This is a genomic window from Candidatus Manganitrophus noduliformans, from assembly GCF_012184425.1.
GTDB classification, from domain to species: Bacteria; Nitrospirota; Nitrospiria; order SBBL01; family Manganitrophaceae; genus Manganitrophus; species Manganitrophus noduliformans.
In genome coordinates, this window is sequence record NZ_VTOW01000003.1 from 286,511 (window position 1) to 307,866 (window position 21,356).

Annotated in this window: 21 protein-coding genes; 10 read left to right on the forward strand and 11 right to left on the reverse strand. The window is 56.7% G+C overall.

Annotated features, from left to right (window positions below; translation table 11 throughout):
• The first annotated feature begins 49 nt into the window (after window positions 1–49).
• The gene (locus MNODULE_RS15940) at window positions 50–2,383 is read left to right on the forward strand and encodes an ATP-binding protein (protein WP_168061666.1); all 2,334 of its coding nucleotides are present in this window, start codon (window positions 50–52) and stop codon (window positions 2,381–2,383) included.
• A 15-nt stretch (window positions 2,384–2,398) separates the two neighbouring features.
• Window positions 2,399–3,742 carry a cytochrome P450 gene (locus tag MNODULE_RS15945; RefSeq protein WP_202882242.1) on the forward strand — a complete coding sequence of 448 codons (1,344 nt, stop codon included), beginning with the start codon at window positions 2,399–2,401 and terminating at the stop codon, window positions 3,740–3,742.
• On the opposite strand, the gene MNODULE_RS15950 is transcribed toward MNODULE_RS15945, so the two are convergent.
• From MNODULE_RS15950 to MNODULE_RS15985, 8 genes are all read right to left on the reverse strand, one after another.
• Window positions 3,739–4,506 (reverse strand): TrmJ/YjtD family RNA methyltransferase, encoded by a 768-nt coding sequence (locus tag MNODULE_RS15950; protein WP_168061668.1) that lies wholly within the window; start codon window positions 4,504–4,506, stop codon window positions 3,739–3,741. The genes MNODULE_RS15945 and MNODULE_RS15950 overlap by 4 nt on opposite strands.
• Window positions 4,507–4,513: 7 nt before the next feature.
• Window positions 4,514–6,139, reverse strand: coding sequence for a hybrid sensor histidine kinase/response regulator (locus MNODULE_RS15955; RefSeq protein WP_168061670.1), 1,626 nt, complete (start codon window positions 6,137–6,139; stop codon window positions 4,514–4,516).
• A 70-nt stretch (window positions 6,140–6,209) separates the two neighbouring features.
• The gene (locus MNODULE_RS15960) at window positions 6,210–6,599 is read right to left on the reverse strand and encodes a response regulator (RefSeq protein ID WP_168061672.1); all 390 of its coding nucleotides are present in this window, start codon (window positions 6,597–6,599) and stop codon (window positions 6,210–6,212) included.
• Window positions 6,600–6,602: 3 nt separating this feature from the next.
• Window positions 6,603–7,955, reverse strand: coding sequence for an ATP-binding protein (locus MNODULE_RS15965; protein ID WP_168061674.1), 1,353 nt, complete (start codon window positions 7,953–7,955; stop codon window positions 6,603–6,605).
• Window positions 7,952–8,980, reverse strand: a complete 1,029-nt coding sequence (locus tag MNODULE_RS15970) for a SpoIIE family protein phosphatase (protein WP_168061675.1) — start codon at window positions 8,978–8,980, stop codon at window positions 7,952–7,954. The genes MNODULE_RS15965 and MNODULE_RS15970 overlap by 4 nt, the downstream gene beginning before the upstream one ends.
• Window positions 8,971–9,378, reverse strand: coding sequence for an anti-sigma regulatory factor (locus tag MNODULE_RS15975; protein WP_168061677.1), 408 nt, complete (start codon window positions 9,376–9,378; stop codon window positions 8,971–8,973). Before MNODULE_RS15975 ends, MNODULE_RS15970 begins: the two co-directional genes overlap by 10 nt.
• Window positions 9,365–9,802: an STAS domain-containing protein gene (locus tag MNODULE_RS15980; protein ID WP_168061679.1), complete on the reverse strand. Its 438-nt coding sequence runs from the start codon at window positions 9,800–9,802 to the stop codon at window positions 9,365–9,367. Before MNODULE_RS15980 ends, MNODULE_RS15975 begins: the two co-directional genes overlap by 14 nt.
• Complete coding sequence (locus tag MNODULE_RS15985) at window positions 9,803–10,714, reverse strand: STAS domain-containing protein (protein WP_168061681.1); 912 nt, start codon at window positions 10,712–10,714, stop codon at window positions 9,803–9,805. It lies immediately after the preceding gene.
• A gap of 258 nt (window positions 10,715–10,972) precedes the next feature.
• Here MNODULE_RS15985 and MNODULE_RS15990 point away from each other — a divergent pair, with 258 nt between their 5' ends.
• The 3 genes from MNODULE_RS15990 (at window position 10,973) to aroC (ending at window position 14,095) form a co-directional block, all read left to right on the forward strand.
• The gene (locus MNODULE_RS15990; RefSeq protein ID WP_168061683.1) at window positions 10,973–12,223 is read left to right on the forward strand and encodes an AmpG family muropeptide MFS transporter; all 1,251 of its coding nucleotides are present in this window, start codon (window positions 10,973–10,975) and stop codon (window positions 12,221–12,223) included.
• A gap of 79 nt (window positions 12,224–12,302) precedes the next feature.
• The gene (locus MNODULE_RS15995; protein ID WP_168061685.1) at window positions 12,303–12,896 is read left to right on the forward strand and encodes an FmdE family protein; all 594 of its coding nucleotides are present in this window, start codon (window positions 12,303–12,305) and stop codon (window positions 12,894–12,896) included.
• 140 nt (window positions 12,897–13,036) lie between these two features.
• Entirely contained in the window at window positions 13,037–14,095 is a 1,059-nt protein-coding gene (gene aroC / locus MNODULE_RS16000; RefSeq protein WP_168061687.1) for a chorismate synthase, read from the forward strand.
• A 4-nt stretch (window positions 14,096–14,099) separates the two neighbouring features.
• On the opposite strand, the gene MNODULE_RS16005 is transcribed toward aroC, so the two are convergent.
• On the reverse strand, window positions 14,100–14,651 hold the full coding sequence (locus MNODULE_RS16005; protein WP_168061689.1) for a hypothetical protein: 552 nt from the start codon (window positions 14,649–14,651) through the stop codon (window positions 14,100–14,102).
• Between the two features lie 63 nt (window positions 14,652–14,714).
• Here MNODULE_RS16005 and MNODULE_RS16010 point away from each other — a divergent pair, with 63 nt between their 5' ends.
• From MNODULE_RS16010 to MNODULE_RS16030, 5 genes are all read left to right on the forward strand, one after another.
• A complete protein-coding gene (locus MNODULE_RS16010; protein WP_202882243.1) occupies window positions 14,715–15,188 on the forward strand; it encodes a GNAT family N-acetyltransferase in 474 nt (157 codons plus the stop codon).
• 158 nt (window positions 15,189–15,346) lie between these two features.
• A complete protein-coding gene (locus MNODULE_RS16015; protein WP_168061693.1) occupies window positions 15,347–17,578 on the forward strand; it encodes an NADP-dependent isocitrate dehydrogenase in 2,232 nt (743 codons plus the stop codon).
• 276 nt (window positions 17,579–17,854) lie between these two features.
• Window positions 17,855–18,115, forward strand: a complete 261-nt coding sequence (locus MNODULE_RS25500; protein WP_168061695.1) for a DUF4160 domain-containing protein — start codon at window positions 17,855–17,857, stop codon at window positions 18,113–18,115.
• A gap of 4 nt (window positions 18,116–18,119) precedes the next feature.
• Window positions 18,120–18,413: a DUF2442 domain-containing protein gene (locus MNODULE_RS16025; RefSeq protein WP_168061697.1), complete on the forward strand. Its 294-nt coding sequence runs from the start codon at window positions 18,120–18,122 to the stop codon at window positions 18,411–18,413.
• A gap of 389 nt (window positions 18,414–18,802) precedes the next feature.
• Window positions 18,803–19,507 carry a hypothetical protein gene (locus tag MNODULE_RS16030; RefSeq protein ID WP_168061699.1) on the forward strand — a complete coding sequence of 235 codons (705 nt, stop codon included), beginning with the start codon at window positions 18,803–18,805 and terminating at the stop codon, window positions 19,505–19,507.
• Window positions 19,508–19,607: 100 nt separating this feature from the next.
• On the opposite strand, the gene MNODULE_RS16035 is transcribed toward MNODULE_RS16030, so the two are convergent.
• Window positions 19,608–20,576: a hypothetical protein gene (locus tag MNODULE_RS16035; protein ID WP_168061701.1), complete on the reverse strand. Its 969-nt coding sequence runs from the start codon at window positions 20,574–20,576 to the stop codon at window positions 19,608–19,610.
• Window positions 20,577–20,937: 361 nt separating this feature from the next.
• Entirely contained in the window at window positions 20,938–21,174 is a 237-nt protein-coding gene (locus MNODULE_RS16040; RefSeq protein WP_168061703.1) for a glutaredoxin family protein, read from the reverse strand.
• Window positions 21,175–21,356: the final 182 nt, after the last annotated feature.

The window sequence follows — 21,356 nt, forward strand, 5'->3', positions numbered from 1 at the left end:
GCAAACGAGAAAAGGGATTGGAAAGTCTTTCCCATCGGCACACATCAAGATGAATCAAGAAAACCCCATCCATCAACAGTGGAAACAATTTATGGAAGGGGTTCCCCCCGAGGGGGGGCGAGGCGTCATCCTGGAATCGTGGCAGCGATGTCGCGCCCAAGGCGTCAATCCGGAGCAGGTTTTATTCCAACGTATTGCGGAGGAGACCCTTCAGCGTCGACTCGAATCGAATCGTGAGCTGATCGAGATCGCCGCCCTCCACCTCGATTGGATCTCCTCGTCATGGACCCGTCTCCCGCACGTTTTGTTTTTGATCGACCGCGACGGCATCGTCCTCTACGTCACCGGGAACGATTCCGAACTTCGGGAAAAACTCCACCTGATTCCGGGCTACGATTGGTCCGAGCGGCAGGTGGGGACCAACGGCGCAGGAACGGCTTTATCGGCAGATCAGGCGATTTCGATCATCGAGATGGAGCATTTCGCCCGGCCTTTCCACGCCTATACCTGCACCGGCGCGCCGATTCATCTGAACGGAAACGGCATCGGCGCGATCGGCTTCGGGACCCCCGGGGCCGACGACAATCCGGAGCGGGTGATTCTGACGGCGCATACGGCGTATGTCATCGAACAGGAGCTGACGCATCGGCGGACAGCGCGTCAAGCGGAGTTGATGAAGGCCGAGGCGACGGCGCTCCTGGCGAACTCGCTCGACTATAAAACCACCCTCTCCAGCGTGGCCCATCTTGTCGTTCCCCGCTTTGCCGACTGGTGCTTGATCGATATGGTTGAAGAAGACCAGTCGCTTCTCCGTTTGGCCGTGGCGCAAGCCGACCCTTCCAAGAACCTCCTCGCGCGCGACCTGCAACGTCAATCGCTTAATCAGAATGTGGGGGTCGGCGCCCCGCAGGTCATACGGATCGGTCAATCGGAACTCTACCCGGAGGTTTCCGATCCTCTCTTGCGGCAAGCCGCTTCGGATGAGAGGCACTTAACGCTGATCCGGGGGATTCATCCAAAGTCGGTGATGGTGGTTCCGATCGCGGGCCGCGATCGGATTTTGGGCGCAATTACCTTTATCTCGGCGGAATCGGGGAGGCGATATAACCCGACCGATCTCGCCTTGGCGGAAGACCTCGCCCGCCGGGCCGCGCTGGCCATCGAGAACGCGCGACTCTACCGCGCCGCTCAAGAAGAAATTGCGGAGCGCAAGCGGGTGGAAGGATCTCTGCGGCAGTCGGAAGAAAAATACCGGAACCTGTTCGAGACGATGGCGCAGGGGGTCGTTTATCACAATGCGTGGGGAAAAATCATCTCGGTCAATCCGGCGGCGGAGCGGATCTTGGGGCTGACGTTGGATCAGATGCCGGGGAGGACCTCGTTTGATCTCTCCTGGCGGGCGATTCACGAGGATGGATCTCACTTTCCGGAAGAAAGCCATCCGGCGATCGTCGCGCTGAAGACCGGAAAAGCGGTGCGAAACGTGGTGATGGGAATCTTTCATCCTCGGGAGGAGGCCTATCGTTGGATTAATATCAATGCCGTCCCGCAGTTCCATCCGGGGGAAGAGAAACCCTATCAGGTTTATACCACTTTTGACGACATTACGGAACGAAAGCGGGGGGAAGAGGACCTCAAGCAAAAGACGCGGGAGGCCGAGGAGGCGAACCGGGCCAAATCGCACTTTGTGTCGATTATCTCGCACGAGCTGAGGACGCCGCTCAATGCGATCATCGGCTACTCCGGCCTTCTGAAGCGTCCGAATGTCGCTGAAGATCCCGCGAAGGGAGCGGAACGGATCGACCGGATCTACTACAATGCCCACATTCTTTTGGAGCTGATCAACAATCTTCTGAACCTCAACCGGATGGAGGCGGGACAGATGCCGGTGGAGGCGGAGACGGTGTTTCTTGCCGATGTGGTCGGCGGGATTGTCGAGAATCTCAGACCGATGGGAGAGGAGAAAGGCTTAACGGTGGCGTTCATCAATGAAGACGGCCCGCTGCCGATTCACTCCGATTCGAAAAAGATCGAGCAGATCGTCACCAACTTGATTACGAACGCCATCAAATTCACCGACCACGGCTCGGTGACGATTCGGCTCTCGGATCATTCGACGGAACAGCGCGCTTGCATCGAAGTCTCCGACACCGGGATCGGCATCGGCGAGTCCGATCTGCCGCATCTCTTCGAGCCGTTCTACCAGGCCGATCCTTCCGATACCCGATCTTATGAGGGGACGGGATTGGGGCTCTCGATTGTCAAAAAGTTCACCGAGCTGCTCGGGGGGACGGTCCGGGTGGCGAGCGCATTGGGGGCCGGGGCGACCTTCAAGGCGATTCTTCCTTACAAGATGCCCCACTTGAGATCGAAGGCCGCTTAAGGTATCCTCTACCGCATGACTCCGAAACATCCCAACATGCCGCCGGGCCCGGCGGGAACGCCGCTGGTCGGGCAGCTTTTTCCTTTTCGACGCGATCCGATCGATTTCCTGATGCGGCTTGCCCGCGAGTACGGGGATATCGCCCGCTTCAAGATCGGATCGCAAGAGCTGTTTCTTTTCAACCATCCCGATCTCATCAAAAACGTCTTAACGGTCGATCACCGCAGCTTTATCAAGGGGCGGGGACTTCAGTGGGCGAAGCGCCTTCTGGGTGAAGGGCTTTTGACCAGCGAGGGGGAGTTCCACCGCCGCCAGCGGCGGATCGCGCAGCCGGCCTTCCACCGGCAACGGATCGGGGCCTACGGCGAGATGATGACCGGCTACGGCGTCCGGACGCGGGAGCGCTGGGAGGAGGAGAAACCGTTCGATGTCTTAAAGGAGATGATGCACCTGACGATGATGGTTGCGGCGAAGACCCTCTTCGATACCGAGGCCGAGTCGGAGGCGAAGGAGATCGGGGAGGCGCTGTCGGTCTCGGTCGAATTTTTCAACCGGTTTACCCTTCCCTTCGCCGATCTTTTGGCGGAGCTGCCGGTGCCGAGCACCCTCAAATTTCGAAAAGCAAAGCGCCGCCTGGATGAAACAGTCTACCGGATGATCGCCGAGCGGCGGGCGAGCAAAGAAGACCGAGGCGATCTTCTCTCGATGCTCCTTCACGCCACCGACGAGGAAGGGGGGACCGGCGGGATGACCGACCAACAGCTTCGGGATGAAGCGATGACGATCTTCCTGGCGGGACATGAGACGACCGCGAACGCGCTGACCTGGACCTGGTATCTGCTGTCGCAACATCCCGACGCGGAGACGCAACTCCACGCCGAGATCGACGCGCTGGGAGGAAGGCTCCCGGCGGTCGACGATCTGCCGAAGTTGACCTATACCGAGAAGCTGCTGGCCGAATCGATGCGGCTATATCCCCCCGCGTGGCTGCTCGGATATCGCGCGATCCGGGATTACCCGGTCGGCCGGTATGTCGTTCCGAAGGGGGGGATCGTCCTGATGAGCCAATATGTGATGCATCACGATCCCCGTTATTATCCCGATCCTTTCCGGTTCGACCCGGAGCGTTGGGAGCCGGCGGCGAAGGCGGTCCGTCCGAAGTTTTCGTATTTCCCTTTCGGCGGCGGCCCCCGCGTCTGCATCGGCGAATCGTTCGCCTGGATGGAGGGGATTCTCCTGATTGCGACCCTCGCCCAACGCTGGCGGCTGCGGTTGGTTCCGGGCCATCCGGTGGTGCTTCAACCGCTGATCACGCTGCGGCCCAAACACGGAATGATGGTAACGGCGGAGCGGCGTTAGTTCGATTTCTTTTTTCCCGCCGCCCGGAGCATCTGCCGGAACATCGCCCGCAACAGCTTTGCCTCTTCCGAATCAACCTCCGCCCGCATCAAAATTTCCCTCAGCCTTCTTATCGTTTTTTTCTTTGCAGGCGGTTTCAAAAAGCCGATTTCTTCCAGCGTCCGTTCCATCTCATGAAAGAAAGATTCCGTTTCGGCAACAGAGGCGATCCCTGGCGCGGGCCGGCCGTTCGGATCCGAGGAGGGAGAGGGGGCGAGGGAACTTGCCCGGTGGAGGGCGGCGGCGACCAGCAAGACCGCCTGGGCGAGATTCAGCGAGGAGAAACGGGGGCCGGTCGGGATGAAGGCGGTTCGGTGGCAGCGGGAGAGGGCTTCGTTGGAGAGGCCGGTTCCTTCCGAACCGAAGAGCAGCGTGATCTTTTGACGGCCGGCCCGCTCCCAGATCTCCGCGGCCAGCGTCTCGATCGATTCAACCCCGGCCCCTCTTCTCTTTCGCCCGCTGATGCCGACGACCCACTCCGTTTCGGAGAGGGCCGCGGAGAGATCGGGAAACAGCCGGGCTTCATTGAGAATCTCGCGGGAGCGGTAGGCCATCCGGATCGATTCCTCGCCGCGCGGGTCGGTAGGGGAGACGAGCGCCAAGCGGCTGAATCCCATGTTCTTGAGGGCACGGGCCGCGCTTCCGATGTTGCCGGGGCTTTCGGGTGAGACAAGACAAAAGGTGATCCGGTCGATGCGTGATGAAGGAGGGGGCGCGCTGTCCACGATCGATTCAACCGGCCGGATCGCACTGTTGAGGGAGCCAGAGGGTAAATTGCGTTCCGGCCCCCGGCGTGCTCTTCACCTTGATCTTTCCGCGCAGCCGTTGAACGATGTGGTGGACGATCGTCAGGCCGATCCCGCTCCCTTCATATCCCGACGCGTGGCTGAACGTGTCGAAAATGCGGGCCAGCCGGTCGGCCTCGATGCCGATCCCGGTGTCCGTCACGACGATTTGAGCCCCCTCTTCTTCTTTCTCCTTCGCCTTCCGAACCCGGATCTGGATGCTTCCGGTGGGGGTGAACTTGGCCGCGTTGGACAGGAGATTCGAGAGGATATGTTTGATCAGGTCCGGGTCGGAGACGCGGATGCGCACCCCCGGCTCGATCCGGCTCTCCGCCTCCACCTCCTTCCCGAAGAGGAGGGGAATCAGCTCGTTTTGGATCTGCTCCCGGACCAGCTCGCTCAGATCGACCTCGGCCGCCTCGGTTGCTTTGGAGCGGAACTGGTCGAGCCCCTTTTCGAGCATCCGGAGAAGGTCTTTCGAATTGGTGAGGATCCGCTCGACCGCCGATTTCTTTTTTTCGTCATCCATGTTCGCGTCCCGAAGGAGCGAGGCAAATCCGATGATGGCGTTTAACGGCGTTTTCAGATCGTGAGAGGTGTAGGAGACGGAGGTTTGGTGCTGCATCGCCTCTTCTCGAAGTTTCAGGTTGGTCCGGGAGAGGACCTCGTTCGTCCGGTGAAGATATTGGTAGGCCTCCCGGTTCAGCAGTCCGGCGGTCATTCGGGAGGAGAGAATCTCAATGGGATCTTCCTCCTCGGGGGAGAGGAGCGGCCTGCGAAGGGCGATCAGCAGCACCCCCTTGGTGTACGTTTGGTAGGAGAGCGGCGAGAGGACCAATCCCTCCAACTCCTTTCCGGCCAAGATTCTTCCAAGAGAAGGATCGGCCGCGACCTCGGCGCGGGAGAGAACCGTCCGCCGCTGCTTTGAGAGCACCTGCGCCAGCAGCCCTTGGGTTTCCCCCGTGAGCGCGTCGGGGTCGCTCTCCAGCCCCGCAAAAATACCGCCGGTCATCGTCCAGCGGAAGTGCCCCTCCGACCGGTCTCGAAAGAGGACGGCGGCTCCCGCCGCGTCGAACATCTGCATGATCTTCGTCGCGATCTCGGAAGGGAAGGGACCGCTTGAGACGGAGGCGAAGAGAAGATTCCCGACTTCGGTCATCCGCTTGAAACGCTCCGCATCTTTGACCGCCCGGTCATAATAGTATTTTGACCGGAGGTTGCTGTGGACGCGGGCCAACAGCTCCCCCTTGTTGACCGGCTGGGTCAAATAGTCGATCGCCCCCAGCTCGATGCCGCGGACGCGGCTTTCGAGATCGTAATAGGTGGCGGAGATGATGATGACCGGGATCACCTCGGTCTGTCGATTTTTTTTGAGGCGCCGGCAAACTTCGAACCCGTCCATGTCGGGCATATTGATGTCGAGGAGGATCAGGTCGGGCCGCTCCTCGGCGGCGCGGGCCAGGGTTTGGGCGCCGTTTTCGGCGGAGATGACCTGGAAGCCCTCGGTCTTTAAAATTTTCTCCAGGATATACCGGTTGGTTTCGGTATCATCCACGACTAAAACGGTCGGCATATTCTCTCTTCCTCCTTCAAAATATGGGTTGATTGAATCGGCTTGGCTCATTTCCGTCGGCTCACCTTTCTTAAGCGCTTGCGGTCGATCGATTGTCGCCGTCCTTGATAATTCGATAGACCGCGTCGATCACTTCCCGGTATTTGATCGGCTTGGAAAAATAATCGGCGCATCCGAGGTTCAGGCACCACTCCCGGTCTCCCGGCAGGGCGTCGGCGGTGACGGCAATGATCGGAAGCGAGGGGATCTTCTTGTGGAGGAGGGTCACCGCTTCGTACCCGCTCATGCCGGGAAGACGCATGTCCATCAGGACGATATCGGGTTTTTCCTTTTCGGCTTTGCGGACCGCCTCTTTCCCGTCGGTCGCCTCCAGCACCTCGAATCCTTCCTTGTTGAAGACGCGCTGAAGGACATACATGTTCACCGGCGTGTCTTCGACCAGTAAAATCCGTATCGGCATCGATCACTCCTGAAACTTCGCGCCGACCCCTGTTTTGGCCATCGGAAGGGTGAAGGTGAAGGTCGATCCTTCTCCCTCGCTGCTGTTGGCCCAGATCCTTCCCCCCATCAGCTCCACCAGCTGTTTGGAGATCGAGAGTCCCAAGCCGGTCCCGCCGTATTTACGGGCGGGGGTGTTGTCGATTTGATGGAACGGCTCGAAGATGTAAACCAAGTTTTTCTGGGCGATTCCGATCCCGGTGTCTTGAACCGACACGGCGATTTCCCGTTCCTCCTTCACGGGCAGGGCCAAGCTCACGAGAATCGAGCCGGCGGGGGTGAATTTCACCGCATTGCTCAAGAAATTGAGAAGGATCTGCCGCACGCGCGCTTCATCGGCAAAGACCTGAGGAAGGGAGTCGGGGGCGACGAAGCGCAAGGTCAGCCCTTTTTTCTTCGCCAAAGGCTCCATGCTGGTGATCGCCTCTTGCGCCACCTTGCGTAGATCGATCCACATCTTCTCGATCCGGACCTTTCCCGCCTCGATCCGGGAGAGATCGAGGATATCGTTGATCAGCTGAAGGAGCCGCTCGCCCGAGTCTTGAATCATCGTTACCTGTTTTTCCTGTTCGCCGGAAAGATCGCCGTCGATCCGGTCGAGGAGGATCTGGCTGAGGGCCAGGATCGAGTTGAGGGGGGTTCTCAGCTCGTGAGACATGCTGGCCAGGAACGACGACTTCATCTGATTGGCGCGGGAGAGCTCGACGTTTTTTTCATCGATCTCGCGATAGAGGGCGATGATCCCTTCGTTGGTGACGTTGAGCTCATTGTTCAATTGTTCGATCAATTGCTCTTTTTCGCGAAGGGAGGTGACGAGCTCTTCGATGTCGGGCTGCTGGGCGAGGGTCTCGTGCAGGCGCGCCATCCGCCCTTCATCGAGCCCTTGCGCATAGAGATGCCCGACCTCTATCCGGCCGCACGCCTGGGTCCCTTTTCCCAAGACGGTCTGCATCTCGAATTCATCCAAGAGGCGTTTGGCCGAAGCGATTCCAAAGCCCCGCCCCGGCGCGAAGCGGTAGGCCCCTTGCAGGATCTCGTCGAGATGGGCGATGCCGGGGCCTTTGTCGGAGAGAACGAAGGCGATCGACCAGGTTGATCCCTCTTGAACGGCAGACAGGGTCATCTCCCCCGACTTGGCATACTGAATGGTGTTGCGCATCAGCTCCGAGAGGGCGATGATCAGCCGGTTCTGCTCCCGGCGCGGGATCTCCAGGTGATCGAGAACCGTCCGGATTTTGTTCCGAACGGTCAAGAGCCGGCTCTGTTTTCCGATTGAGAGCGATAAAACTTTCTTTTCCGTGAGGGAACCCATCATCATCCAATTCGTCCGACGACCACCGTGGCGTCGTCTTTCGGGCGGCTGTGGTCTCTCAACAGGAGAGAGCCGAGGAGAAGGGGAGACGCCGAGGCCGATTTGCCATAATCGGCCGGATCCCACTTGGTTGAAATCCCGTCGCTCGTAAGAACAAAAACGTCCCCCTTTTCGAAGGGAAACGACTCTTCACGAAATCGCGGCGTGACCACCCCGAGCGAGCCGTTCATTGAAATCGGTCTGGCCGGGTGCGGCCCGTAAATCCGGCAATCGATGTTGCCGACCCCGGCGTAGACCGCCCGTCCTTCTTTCAGGTCGATCCGGAGAATCCCGACGACCGCTCCCTGCGTCCGCTGGAGCGCGCGATGAAGCCGGTCGAGAACGGCGTCGAGGGGGAGCCGGCCGGTTCCATTGAGCCCCTCCCGCGCCGCTTGGGCCGCCTTTTTTGCCCCCAGGCCGTGTCCCAGGCCGTCGATGACCGCCACCTGCAGAGAATCGCCGCTTTGCCCGAACCAGACCCCGTCACCGTTATCGATCTCTCCCGGCTTCGGCCGGGTGAGCGCTTCGCAGTCGAACAGGTTGTCGGAAGAGGGGCCGTTGCTCCAGATCCGCGAGACAACGACCGTTCCGGGGAAGCCTCCCCTCGGACGCGTCGTCTCGGAGTAAATCGCGAAGTCATCCGAGAGGCGCCGGATGGCGCCGAGCCCCCCTCCCAATGTTCCTGCCGTCGAATAATGGTCTCGAAGCGCCTGCTCCGGATGAGGGATGCCGGGGCCCCGGTCTTCCGAGATCATGAGAAGGCTTCGGCCGCGCAGATCCGATTCGGTCACGCCGTACCGGATGACCGGCAAGACGGCGCGGTGTTTTTCCAGATTGGTCGCCATCTCCGTGGCGACCAGGGCGACATCCGAACATTTCTCCTCGGAGAAGCCGACCGATTCCGCCAGGCGGACCAATCGGCGCCGGATCTCGCCTGCCCATGCCGCTCCTTCGGGAACAATCACACAGAGCTCCGTTGCTTTCAGCGCCATTTCGAAATCGTCACCCGCGTCCCTTTCCCGACTTCCGACCAGATGTCGAATTCGTCCACCAGCCGTTTCGTTCCCGGCAGGCCGTATCCCAACCCGTTGCTGGTCGAATAACCTTCCTTCATCGCCAGGCCGATGTCAGGAATTCCGGGGCCCTTGTCGTGACAAATAATCCGAAGGCCGATGCGGACCCCATTCCGGACCCCCTCGATCTCCATCGTTCCGCCGCCGGCATATTTCATCATGTTCCGGATCAGCTCGCTGACCGCCGTGGTGATGCGCGTTTGATCGACCAGGCTGAACCCGAGCGCCTGCGCCTGAACGCGGACCTCCTGGCGGGCCCTGACCAGATCGACTTCATTCGAAATCGAGAGGCGGGTTGCCCGGCTAACCGTGACCATTGCGCGCGCGCTCCTCTTCCCGACCGAGCTCCCTCGATTCCGCGCCGTCTGCGACGGCATGATCCTCCCATGCGATCCTCTCCCGCAGAAGCTGCAGGCCCCGTTCGACGTTCAATGCGGTCGGAATCTGTTTTAGCTCCAAACCGAGCTCGACCAGGGTGATGGCGACGGAGGGCTGTATCCCGACCACCACCACCACCGCGTTCATGATCCGCGCCATCGAGGCGGTGTCGGAAAGGACACGGCCCAGGAACGAATCGACGATATCGACGACCGAGATATCGATGATCACCCCGCGGGCGGAGGTCTGCTCGATCCTGCCGAGGAGATCGGTCTGCATTGTCATGGCGACCTGGTCCTGAAGATCGGTTTGAATCGAGACGAGAAGGGTGTCGCCGACTTTGATGATCGGAATTTTTTCCATTTAGCTCCGTCCCTTCCGGGCCTGCGCCGTCTGGGCCGCTGCAATTCCCTTCTCCAGCAGGTTCACCCCGTTCCGGGCCTCCTCGGTCATTTGTTGTTTGGTCATCCGGAGCGCCAGCTTCAACCCCTCCGCCATGGTCGCCCGCGTTTGAATTCCGGAAAGATCGACCCCCAGGTGAACGATCGTCTGCGCGATGGCAGGCGAGACCCCGGTGATGATCACCTCCGCGCCCAACAGTCGGGTCGCCGCGACCGTTTTCATGATGTGATTGGCCACCAGGGTGTCTACGGTTGGGACGCCGGTGATGTCGAGGATCGCCACGGTGGCCGTGGTATCGACGATTTTCTGAAGAAGTTTTTCCATGACGGTCATCGTCCGTCTGGAATCGAGGGTTCCGATGAGCGGCAGGGCGAGAATCCCCTCCCAAATCTTGACGACCGGGGTGGAGAGCTCGGTCATGTCGAGCTGTTGTCGAGCGATGACCTCTTCGCGGTTGTTCAGGTATTGCTCGAAGGTGAGCAATCCCATCTGGTCGAGAAGAAGAGAGAGCGGCATTACTTCGCTGGAGAAGGTCTCCTCATTCTTGGCAAGCGGTTGGAGCATCGGGAGGACTATTTCTTTGAGACTGAAAATGAAGACGGCCGTTTCGGTCGGAGAGAATCCTCTCATGACCCGATCCCGCGAGACCTCCTTGAGGAATTCGACGATCGGCGCCGTTTTCGGATCATCCGGACTGGAGGCCCCGCTCTGTATCACGTTTTCGAGCAGGTCGAGGAACTCGACGCATTGGCGCCGAAGCTCATCCGAAGTGACCCCTCCCTTGCCTGCCAGAGGAAGTTGCCGCTTCACCCAGTTCTCCAGGATTTCGTCTTTTCGCTTTCGCAAGATTTCCAGAAATTTTTGTCCCTTCATGGGTCGGCTCCATTGTGAAGTTGATTCGCAGACGTCGGATCGGCTTCCGCTTATACCTTAGAATAGAATTGAAATGGATTAAAATCAAAGGTTGGAAAAACATTTCTTAGAATACGCAGAGCCCTTAAGGAAGTCAATCCCCTGCCTTTCCATCATACCGTTCAGGCAGAGTTTTAGACTGTAAGGGAGATGACAAAACGATCCGAACGGGGTAAAGTAGCGATGATTTATCATTCCACTCCACCGACGCGAGAAATTATGAATCTCTATCTTCAAGTCTTCAGCAACCGGCGGGTCGCCGTGTTGCTGCTGCTCGGTTTTTCTTCGGGCCTGCCGCTGGCGCTCACCTTCGGCACCTTGCAGGCCTGGATGAAGGATGCGGGGGTCGATCTCGCCGCCATCGGCGCAATTACCTTAGTGGGGTTGCCGTATACGGTGAAATATCTCTGGGCGCCCCTCATGGACCGCTATACTCCCCCTTTTCTGGGACGGCGGCGGGGCTGGCTGGTGGTGACGCAGCTAACCCTCATGGCGGCGATCGTCTTCATGGGAAGTTTGAATCCGGTTTCACAGCCCTGGCTCCTGGCGGTGACGGCGGTGCTCGTTTCGTTTCTCTCCGCGAGCCAGGACATCGTGGTCGACGCCTACCGGGCGGACGTTCTCAGAGAGGAAGAGCTCGGCGCGGGGGCGGCGGTCTCGGTGCTCGGCTACCGCCTGGGAATGCTCTCCTCCGGGGCGATGGCGCTGATCCTGGCCGACCACTTGCCCTGGGCGGCGGTCTATCGGATCATGGCGGGGCTGATGCTGGTCGGCGTGGCCGCCGCGTTGTGGGGAACCGAGCCGAAGAGCGGCGGCAGCCCCCGCAGCCTGGCGGAGGCGGTGGCGCTCCCCTTCAGGGCTTTTTTCAGCCGCGATGCCGCGCTTGTTCTGCTCCTTTTTATCATTCTTTATAAACTCCCGGACGCCGTTGCCGGGGCGATGACGACCCCCTTCTTGCTCGATGTCGGTTTCTCCAAAACCGAGATCGGGGCGGTGAACAAAGGATTCGGGCTGGTCGCCACGATCTTCGGCGCCGTCGCCGCCGGCGGCCTCATCGCGCGCCTCGGGATTTACCGTTCGCTCTGGGCCTTCGGCATCCTCCAGGCGGTCACCAATTTGACTTACATGGGGGTCGCCCTGGCGGGGCAGAACAAGGCCGCGCTGATTCTGGCGGTCGGCGTCGACAACCTCTCCGGCGGCATGGGAACGGCGGCGTTCGTCGCCTTCTTGATGAGCCTTACCGAAAAGCGCTACAGCGCCACCCAGTATGCTCTCCTCTCCAGCCTGATGGCGATCACCCCGAAAATCGCCGGCGCGCCGACCGGCCTCCTGGCGGCCGGGTTGGGGTGGCCGATGTTTTTCGCCGCCAGCGTATTGGGGGCGGTTCCGGGACTGGCGGTGTTGTGGTGGCTGATGCGGCGCGGGGCGATCGGGGGGAGAGTGGCGTCGCCGCCAGTGGCGGCGGATTAGATCTCACTCGTTTGATTTCTTGGAATAATATGATATGATCGCGGGCAAATGATGAACTTTTTCCGGAAGGGGGCGAAGAATGGATCCTGAATTCAAGAAGGCGGTCGATTTTCATCGGCATCTTTGTTTGGATATTGCGGTCGGTTATCGGGCCGCAAAAGTCTTGATGCGGGAGATGGGGGACCAGATGAAGAACATGAAGGAGCTGGTCGCTCTGGTCGGGAATGAGACCTGCGCGCTCGATGCGATTCAAGAGATCACCGGCTGCACCTTCGGCAAGCGGAACCTTTATCTCACCCAGGTCGGCAAGCCGGTTTATATTCTCCAGAACACCAAAACCGGAAAGGCGGTCCGGGCCTACTGCACCTATTGGGACACCTTCGATCATGCGCAGCTGCGAAAGCTGCGGAAGGAGGCGACCGCCCCCAACGCCACGGCGGAGAACAAGGCGGCTTTCCAAAAGCTGACCGACGACAAGATCAATGAGATCCTAAACGCGCCTGACGCAGCCCTCTTTAAAATTGAGCATGTGACCCTTCCCCCGCCGCCGAAGAGCGGTAAATATGACGCCGAGCCGTGCGGAAATTGCGGCGAGCAGACGAACGTCGCCCTCCTGTTGGAGGAGGGGGGAAAGAAGCTTTGCAAGGAGTGTCTTCAGGTCGGCGTGCACTAACAGCTTTAATCCGTCATTCCCGAACGTTTCATCGGGAATCCAGTGCACTTAAATCAAAGACCGCTGGATTCCCGCTTGCGCGGGAATGACGCTTGGTGTCAGGGCGGGTCGATGACCCGCCCGGTTTTTTGGGAGAGGGGATGTCGGGAAGCAGCTTCGGACAGATTTTTCGGGTGACCACCTTCGGCGAGAGCCACGGCATCGCGCTCGGCGCGGTCGTCGACGGCTGCCCCGCCGGGTTGTCCCTCTCGGAAGAGGATCTTCAGAAAGACCTCGACCGGAGAAAGCCGGGCCAGAGCAAGCTCGTCACACAGCGGAAGGAGTCCGATGCGGTGAAGATCCTCTCCGGGATCTTCGAGGGGCGGACGACCGGGACGCCGATCGGCCTGATCGTCTACAACGAAGATGCCAAGTCGAAAGATTACGAATCGATCAAAGATCTTTTCCGCCCCGGCCATGCCGATTACACCTACTTCAAGAAATACGGTTTTCGCGATTACCGCGGCGGCGGACGCTCTTCCGCGCGCGAGACGGTGGCGCGGGTGGCGGCGGGGGCGATCGCCCGGAAGGTCCTGGCGCGCGAGGGGATTGAGATTGTCGGCTATGTCGCGCAGGTCGGTCCCGTGAAAATTAAAAAGATCGACTATGCACAAATCCGGCAGAACCCCCTCTTCTGCCCCGACCCCGATGCGGTGGAGGCGATGACGCGGGTGATCCAGGAGGCGCAGTCGGAAAAAGATTCGGTGGGGGCGATGGTGGAGGTGGTCGCGAAGGGGGTCCCCGCCGGGCTCGGAGAGCCGGTCTTCGATAAGCTCGACGCGGCGCTCGCGGGGGCGATGATGTCGATCAACGCCGTGAAGGGGGTCGAAATCGGGGCCGGATTTAAAGTGGTCGAGATGCGGGGGAGCGAGAATTGCGACCCGATCACGCCGGCCGGTTTCAAATCAAACAATGCCGGCGGCATCCTCGGCGGGATCTCCAACGGGGACGAGATCGTCGTGCGGCTGGCGGTGAAGCCGACCTCTTCGATCGCCATCGAGCAGGAGACGATCGATATTCACGGCCGTCCGGCGAAGATCGCCACCAAAGGGCGGCACGATCCCTGCGTCGGCCTGCGCGCCGTTCCGATCGCCGAGGCGATGATGGCGCTGGTTCTGGTCGATCATTTCCTCAGAAACAAACTTTCCAGATTAGGCTGACCGGCTATTCGCCCATCAGCGACTCCATCGCCGCTTCTTTTTTCTTCTGGGCCTCTTCCATCTTTTTTACGGCTTCTTTGGCCTGGTGAATCGGCCGGGGGGTGGGGAGGAACGGCTCGGCCGCTTTCTGAAGCGCGGCCGGGGTGATCGCCTTGTCTTGTGCGGAGAGAACGCTGTAGATCGCGGCGCCGAGAAATCCGACGAAAAGGAGTTTCATGACGAGTCCGAGCAGGAAGCTCTTTGTCCTCCGTTGGACGTAAAACATGGCGATGGAAAGAAGAATAAAGCCGAAGGCGTACTTGGCGAGGGGATGATCGATCCAGCGTTCATATTCCTGGCGGGCGAACTCCTGCGCGGGGGGAGGAACCGATTCAGAGAGGGCCGGAGGGATCTCCGGCTCGATCTTTTCGATTTGAGAGCGCAGCGCCTCCGGGACATTCTCGATATTATCGGTAAAGGCGACCGCGCCGTTTTCGTCGATATACTTTAAAACCTCGGCGCGGCCGAGGGTCGGCTGAAGGATGAAAACGATCATGAGGAAGAGTCCGGCGCGCATCGTCACCTCCAATGGTTTCTACTTTAGCCGGTCGGTTCCGTTCTGTCAATTAAGGGAATGGTCGTGCGGCCCACGGTTCGGATTGCCGAGAAACAAGAAGATTTCTTTCGATTGATCCGCCTTCGGGAAGAAGTCTTCGTGATCGAGCAGGGGGTTCCGCTTGAGATCGAGCTCGATGACGCGGATGACCGTGCGATCCACTTCGTCGCAATCTTAGGAGGGGAGGTCATCGGCACGGCGCGCCTGGTCGTGAAAGGAAAAACGGGCCAGAGAAAATCGGGAAAGATCGGCCGGATGGCGGTCCGGAAAGATTGGCGCGGAAAGGGGGTTGGGACCGCCCTGATTGATTTCATCAAGAAGACTTTTGGGAAGAAGAAGCGGGTCGGACTTTATCTCCACGCGCAGGAATCGGCCTTATCCTTCTATGAAGCGCTCGGATTTACCGCGGAAGGGGAGCGCTTTTACGAGGCGGGCATTCCGCATCGAAAGATGGTTTTAAATGACGGCAGGCGGAAAATCGACAAAAGGGGGGGATGAGCATTATAAATGCAACAAATTTTACTTGACGTGGCGTTTCTCTTTGCATTTAAATAGGGACTTAGATCGCGCGGAATTATATGTTGAAATAGAAGAAAGTAACGGTCCATAGGCTCAGAAACTCGGGGAAATTGAATTTTTCAAGTGAGGAAAAAATCATGACGACAAAAGCAACCAAAATTCTTTGGACAAAAACGGATGAAGCGCCTGCCCTGGCAACCTATTCTTTTCTTCCGATCGTCAATGCATTTACAAAAGTATCGGGCGTTTCGGTTGAATTGAGGGATATCTCGCTGGCCGGCAGAATTATCGCCGCCTTTCCCGAAAATCTCACGGCCGCCCAGAAGCAATCGGACGACCTGGCCGAATTGGGAGAACTGGCCAAGACGCCGGAAGCCAACATCATCAAGCTCCCCAACATCAGCGCTTCGGTCCCCCAGCTGAAAGCGGCCATCAAGGAATTACAGGCCCAGGGTTACAAAATCCCTGACTATCCCGAAGACCCGAAAACCGACCAAGAAAAAGAGATCAAGGCGCGATATGCCAAGGTTTTGGGAAGCGCCGTCAATCCGGTGCTGCGCGAAGGAAACTCCGATCGCCGCGCGCCCCTCTCGGTGAAAAACTACGCCAAAAAGAACCCGCACAAGATGGGGCCGTGGACCCCCGACTCCAAGACCCATGTCGCCCATATGACCCAGGGCGATTTCCGGTCGAACGAGAAGTCGATGACGGTCAACGAGGCGACCGAGGCGCGGATCGAGTTCGTCGGCCAGGACGGAAAGACCACCGTTCTGAAACCGAAGGTCACGATCAAGGCGGGCGAGGTGATCGACGCCACGTTCATGAGCCGCAAGGCCCTCCGGGAATTCCTCGAAGCGCAGATTGAAGATGCCAAAAAGCAGGGGATCTTGTTCTCCGTCCACCTCAAGGCGACGATGATGAAGGTCTCCGATCCGAAGATTTTCGGCCATGTCGTCTCGGTCTTCTTCAAAGAGGTCTTCGAAAAATACAAAGACACCTTCCAGAAGCTCGGCGTCGATCCCGACAACGGCTTGGGCGACCTCTACGCCAAGATCAAGAACCTGCCGGACGATCAACGCGCCGCGATCGAAGCCGACATTCAAGAAGTGTACAAAAAGCGGCCGGCGCTCGCGATGGTCAACTCCGACAAGGGGATCACGAACCTCCATGTTCCGAGCGACGTGATCATCGACGCTTCCATGCCGCCGGTCATCCGCGACTCCGGAAAGATGTACGGCCCCGACGGCAAGCTTCAGGACACCAAGGCGGTCATCCCGGACGGCAGCTACGCCCCGGTCTATAAGGAAGTCGTCGAGTTTTGCAAAAAACATGGCGCCCTCGATCCGAAGACGATGGGGAGCGTTCCGAACGTCGGCCTCATGGCGCAAGCGGCGGAGGAGTATGGATCGCACGACAAGACCTTCAAAGCGCCGGGCAACGGCACGATCCGGGTCGTCACCACGTCGGGCCAGACCTTGCTGGAGCACAATGTGGAAGAAGGAGACATCTGGCGGATGTGCCAGGTGAAGGATGCCGCGATCCAGGACTGGGTGAAGCTCGCCGTCACCCGGGCGAAAGCGACCGGCGCTCCCGCGATCTTCTGGCTCAACAAGGACCGGGCGCACGACGCGGAGCTGATCAAGAAGGTCAACAAATATCTGCCGAACCACGACACGAAAGGCCTCGACATCCGGATCATGTCTCCGGCCGAGGCGACGCGCCTGTCGTTGGAGCGGATCAAGGAGGGGAAGGATACCATCTCGGTGACCGGGAACGTGTTAAGAGACTACCTCACCGATCTTTTCCCGATTCTGGAGATCGGCACCAGCGCCAAAATGCTCTCGATCGTTCCGCTCATGAACGGCGGCGGCCTTTTCGAGACCGGCGCCGGCGGCTCGGCCCCGAAACATGTTCAGCAGCTTCAGGAAGAAGGGTTCTTGCGATGGGATTCGCTCGGCGAATTCCTGGCGCTCGCCGCGTCGCTGGAGCATCTCGCCAAGGCCGGCAACAATTCCAGGGCGCAGCTCCTGGCCGACACCCTCGACCGCGCCACCGGCAAGTTCCTCGACACCAACAAGTCGCCCGGCCGCAAGCTCGGCGAGCTCGACAATCGCGGAAGCCACTTCTACCTCGCCTTCTACTGGGCGCAGGCCCTGGCCGAGCAGACGCAGGACAAGGACCTTCAAGCCCGCTTCTCCAAGATCGCCAAAGAGATGGAGCAGAACGAGCAGAAGATTCTGGCCGAGCTGAAGGCCGCTCAAGGAAAACCCGTTGATCTCGGCGGCTACTATCATTCCGATTCGGAGAAGACGACCAAAGCGATGCGTCCGAGCCCGACGTTGAACGCAATCGTCGACGCGATTAAATAGATCTCGGAAGTTTTTAGAAAAAAGCCTGAGGCAGGATGTTCTGCCTCAGGCTTTTTGTTTTTGAGCGCCGTGATGCTGTGACCAAACACATTTCTAATTTGCCCTATCTGTTTCGGCTTTATCTTGATACCGTTAGAGGCGTATTTAAATGTTTCCTGCTTTACGCTCTTTCCCTGAAGCGTTTGACAACATGTCGTTTTCGGCGTATATCTAAAAACCAATCGTAAAAAAGCGGCTTCTTGGGCCTGGCGACCCGAATCTTATATAAGAGGACCCATGCCAATCATTTCAACGTTTTTTGGGATTATCATCCGAATGTATTTCGGGGATCATAATCCTCCACACTTCCATGCCGAATTTCAGGGGGAGAAGGCAACATTCAATTTCGAGGGCAGACTCCTTGCTGGGAGTATTTCCTCCGGAACGGCGCGGAAATTGGTGCGTGACTGGGCCCGTCGTCACAAACTCGAGCTTATGATAAACTGGAGAAACATCGAGAGGGGACGGCCACTCAATCGAATTAAGCCCTTGGAGTAATTTTATGAATTATTTGCCACAGGTAATCGCAGCGCGCCATATAAGCGGATTTATCGTTTCAACTCGTTTCGATGACGGAACTGAGAAACACATTGATCTTTCTCAATGGTTCAAAGGCCCGGTTTTTGAGCCTCTCAAGGATCCAAAGCTGTTTAAAAAGTTCTTCATAGAAGGGGGAACACTCGCTTGGCCAAACGGCGTCGATATCGCTCCTGAAGCCTTGTACGCCGCGCGTGACTTAGAAAAAAAGCACCACAAAAAAATGGAGCGGATACGGAAAACACCCCGCTCATCTTAAACATTCAGTACGCGAAGCATCGCCGAACAATTGCTGAAAGAGCCTAAGCGAAAGACGCTAAACTAAGTATAGTGTCCCCAGATTTCGACGTTGAACGCGATCGTCGACGCGATTAAATAGAATCTCAGAAGCTTTTAGAAGAAAGCCTGAGGCGGAGTGATTCTGCCTCAGGCTTTCTTCTTGAGAGGAAAAACCGTCTGTCTTAAAGCATTAAGTTCCGGGGACACCATACATAATTATTGACCCTCCTTCCTTAAGAGGAATTGGTTGTGTTCTTCATCGTCAAAGACCAGGACCTAACCAACTGAATTAAGTATGGTGTCCCCGGAATTCCTAGAGTTAATTGGCAGTCACTGTGGATTTCACTTCTGAATATTATGAAGCAGAGAATGAGCCGTATACTTCTATTTATGATGATATTGTTTTTGAACCTCTTTTTTCTGGTTTCAGCTTGCAGCAATAATTCTCCCTCGACGGAAGCAGATCCGGTGCGTATCAAGATAGGCACCAGAGAAATCTCATATGAAAAGCTTGCACTTATCGGGAAGGTGCTTATTTTTGGAACGGATAATCCTCAATTTGGAAAAAGTGAGACTCCTATCGGAAAGGGACGATGCTCCCTCTGTCACAGACTATTGCCTGAGCAACATGCCGATCGAGCCCCCTTTCTTCTTGGAGTCGAGGCGCTTTCACATAAACGGGTTAAGGAAGAGCGATATCAAATGTTTGTTGATAGGTACAGCGCAGATGGGGATCCTGAAACCGGAACCAAACCTCACGCAAAGACAGGAGGAGAATATCTGATTGAGTCGTTGTACTGCCCTAGATGCTACGTGGCCAAGGATCATGGGATAAAAGGGACCAATGATCTAGAAAGCGGCATGCCCGTTATAACCCGATCTCCTGTGAACTTGACCGACTTTGAGATTGTTGCCGTAGTAGCTTACCTTCAATCAAAAGATACACCAGGAGATTACTCAAAGGTGACAGCCATCGAAGATTGGGAAAGCTACTTTGGGAAAAAAATTACCTTCACTCCCGAAGAGGCGAGCATTAATAAGTACATGCCTGCCGAGCCTGAGCCAAATAAGTAGTCATAGTTCAGAGTCGAATAGGGCTTTGAATATACTTACGATATGATCGGAAGTCGCCCAAGTGTGACCTGCCCCCCCATGTGGCCCAGTTTCAAAAATCCTATTTGGACCTCAAAAGTTTTTCACGCAGGTAGAGCACATTAAATTTTAGTAGTATATAGGCTTCGCTTGTTAGCGCGACCTTTTTTTTGTTTTCCACCTCATTAATAAGATCATTTAGATCAGTAATCGCGGCCGCATTGTTATTGGCCGTCAGGCTTGCTTTCACCAGATCAAGCTTGGCATCGAGCGCGGGGATAATGCTCGGCTGAGTGATCCAGAGGTGGGTTTCGGCTTGGCGGCGAAGACTGATTAAGTAGTTGATAAAATCAAGCGCTACGAAGTTCTTTTGTGGAGATGTTGGTCCGATAGTCGTGATCCGGATCGAGGTTTCATCCCGCACAACTTTATTAATCGCAACCACTTGCTCTTCCGTCATCTCTTCGGGGGGAGTCGTTTGATAAGCTTTATTAAATGCCTCCTCTAATAGTTTTGCGAAGGGAACGGAAACATATAATCTGACAATCCGAATCCCAGGAAGACCGTAGCTCGTTAATTCAAAACCATCTTTTGTCTCACCTGGGCGGATTAAATGTCGGCTCTCACCGAAAGGTGTCGTTGCTGCCCAGGAGACGGATAAGCTCATTGTAGGTACTGCAACCCAATTATCTGGTGGATGAAATCCAACTGGGATGATTGATTGCATCAATCCAGGAAAGCCTTTGGATTTTAAAGTCCAGTAGTTCTCATATTCGGTCTGAGTCCCATTACGTTCAATTATCATCAGGCCCTGGTTTGGCAGGTTCTTGCTTCCAGTTGGCTTTTCAATATCGATATCAATAATCTGGATATTATAGGTATTATTTATATCGCTTGAGACTGAGTATTGGTATTTATAAATTTCTGTTTCTTTCGAGAAAGCCACGTTCGCATTGACCACAGCATCTAATTGAACGGCATTTGTAGGGGGTATAAACAAAACTACGTTTGCAGATAATAAAAATATTATTTTGAAAAGTTTTGCTGACACAATCTACCACGATAAAGATTGTAATAAAAGCCTACACTCATTTTTAGTATATCAGACGTTCCGACCACAACCTAAAAAATGACGCGATCGGCATGTTAGGAATGAAGCTTTCCACTGGACTGATTATTTAGCAGAAAACTTGCATTTTATAGAATGCTCGCGGTTATTTATTCCAGGAAGGAGAAACTACTGGCAGTAATCCAGCCATGCAAAAATATTAACATGGCCTGAAACAAGTTAACAGACCCGCGGGGGTCGCATCTTTACTTTTGATTGTTTTCTTTTTGACTCTCTCCTAATAGTCAGAAATCAAAACGCGCCCCCCTGAACTCACTCACGGATCTTTTTACCTGAAGGAGTGTTATTTTTTCTTCTGCAAGACTTCGAAGACCTGCTCGACGCTTGCATTCGGAAGGACCTCACCATCAATGATCAACGTCGGACTTTTGCTTTGACCCGACTTCTCTTCGACCTCCCTTTTGAAATCCGGGTTCTGGGTCATATCTCTTTCCTCAAACGGAATATCTTGCGCTTTCAGAAATGCCGCGACGGCCGCCGCCCAAGGGCATCCCGTCTTTTTATAAATGGCAATGTTCATCTTCTGATCTCCTCCTGGCGCTGCTCACAAACATAAAAAACCGACATACTTCAATGTTAGCACACGCGAGGATGCCGATACTATCTGCCGGCGGACTTAGACAAAAGCCTGAGGCAGGAAAACACATTCTGCTTCAGGCTTTTTGTTTTGAAGAAGTATGAAGGGCGATCAGAGGATCACCC

What these genes read in the sequence shown, in the direction of transcription:
- MNODULE_RS25500 (WP_168061695.1), top strand. Translation starts at nt 17,855, where the DNA reads ATGCCAATCATTTCAACGTTTTTTGGGATTATCATCCGAATGTATTTC.
- MNODULE_RS15980 (WP_168061679.1), bottom strand. Translation starts at nt 9,802, where the DNA reads ATGGAAAAAATTCCGATCATCAAAGTCGGCGACACCCTTCTCGTCTCG.
- MNODULE_RS15945 (WP_202882242.1), top strand. Translation starts at nt 2,399, where the DNA reads ATGACTCCGAAACATCCCAACATGCCGCCGGGCCCGGCGGGAACGCCG.
- MNODULE_RS15940 (WP_168061666.1), top strand. Translation starts at nt 50, where the DNA reads ATGAATCAAGAAAACCCCATCCATCAACAGTGGAAACAATTTATGGAA.
- MNODULE_RS16030 (WP_168061699.1), top strand. Translation starts at nt 18,803, where the DNA reads ATGAGCCGTATACTTCTATTTATGATGATATTGTTTTTGAACCTCTTT.
- MNODULE_RS15965 (WP_168061674.1), bottom strand. Translation starts at nt 7,955, where the DNA reads ATGATGATGGGTTCCCTCACGGAAAAGAAAGTTTTATCGCTCTCAATC.
- MNODULE_RS16040 (WP_168061703.1), bottom strand. Translation starts at nt 21,174, where the DNA reads ATGAACATTGCCATTTATAAAAAGACGGGATGCCCTTGGGCGGCGGCC.
- MNODULE_RS15990 (WP_168061683.1), top strand. Translation starts at nt 10,973, where the DNA reads ATGAATCTCTATCTTCAAGTCTTCAGCAACCGGCGGGTCGCCGTGTTG.
- MNODULE_RS15985 (WP_168061681.1), bottom strand. Translation starts at nt 10,714, where the DNA reads ATGAAGGGACAAAAATTTCTGGAAATCTTGCGAAAGCGAAAAGACGAA.
- MNODULE_RS15955 (WP_168061670.1), bottom strand. Translation starts at nt 6,139, where the DNA reads ATGCCGACCGTTTTAGTCGTGGATGATACCGAAACCAACCGGTATATC.
- MNODULE_RS16025 (WP_168061697.1), top strand. Translation starts at nt 18,120, where the DNA reads ATGAATTATTTGCCACAGGTAATCGCAGCGCGCCATATAAGCGGATTT.
- MNODULE_RS15960 (WP_168061672.1), bottom strand. Translation starts at nt 6,599, where the DNA reads ATGCCGATACGGATTTTACTGGTCGAAGACACGCCGGTGAACATGTAT.
- MNODULE_RS16005 (WP_168061689.1), bottom strand. Translation starts at nt 14,651, where the DNA reads ATGCGCGCCGGACTCTTCCTCATGATCGTTTTCATCCTTCAGCCGACC.
- MNODULE_RS15975 (WP_168061677.1), bottom strand. Translation starts at nt 9,378, where the DNA reads ATGGTCACGGTTAGCCGGGCAACCCGCCTCTCGATTTCGAATGAAGTC.
- MNODULE_RS16015 (WP_168061693.1), top strand. Translation starts at nt 15,347, where the DNA reads ATGACGACAAAAGCAACCAAAATTCTTTGGACAAAAACGGATGAAGCG.
- MNODULE_RS15995 (WP_168061685.1), top strand. Translation starts at nt 12,303, where the DNA reads ATGGATCCTGAATTCAAGAAGGCGGTCGATTTTCATCGGCATCTTTGT.
- MNODULE_RS15970 (WP_168061675.1), bottom strand. Translation starts at nt 8,980, where the DNA reads ATGGCGCTGAAAGCAACGGAGCTCTGTGTGATTGTTCCCGAAGGAGCG.
- aroC (WP_168061687.1), top strand. Translation starts at nt 13,037, where the DNA reads ATGTCGGGAAGCAGCTTCGGACAGATTTTTCGGGTGACCACCTTCGGC.